Origin of the sequence: Rahnella perminowiae, assembly GCF_019049755.1 — a bacterium.
Lineage (GTDB): Bacteria > Pseudomonadota > Gammaproteobacteria > Enterobacterales > Enterobacteriaceae > Rahnella > Rahnella perminowiae.
Map to the genome: position 1 here is coordinate 1 of NZ_JAFMOS010000046.1, position 472 is coordinate 472.

Genomic DNA, 472 nt, shown 5'->3' on the forward strand with positions numbered 1-472 from the left:
CTACGCGGTAGTTATTTCCTTTAAATAAGGCAGGGTCTAATGTGGCGTGCTGATTAGGATAAATACTGTTCTTTACCGGTTTACTCCATTGACATCCGTCATCAGTGAGTTGCTGAGGACATAAACCGATGCTGTTAATCTTCAGATGAATATTGCCGGTATTACTGACCTCGCGGCTGACGGGGTTTAGTGTGAAATCCAGTCGCGGGGCAGCGGGTGGCACGGTAACCAGTACGCCCCAGATCATGCTGATGCCGAGTTTAGCTGCGCCTTTGGGTTCATTTTTGTCATTGCTATTATTCGGTGCCGGAACGCCTTCAAAATAAACGCGGTACGCTTCTTCTGTTTGCGGTTGCTGAATATTAATCAGACGTATAATTCGGGTGGTGCCAGGCGCCAGTCCAAATTTCGCGGGTGTGACAATAATACCCTGACCCGATGACTGATTTAGGATAGTTTCATTTTCCTGAGA

At 47.2% G+C, this 472-nt stretch carries 1 pseudogene; it reads right to left on the reverse strand.

Going from position 1 to position 472, the window contains the following annotated elements:
- Positions 1-472 (reverse strand): annotated as a pseudogene (locus J1785_RS00220) (fimbria/pilus periplasmic chaperone); the annotation flags it as partial.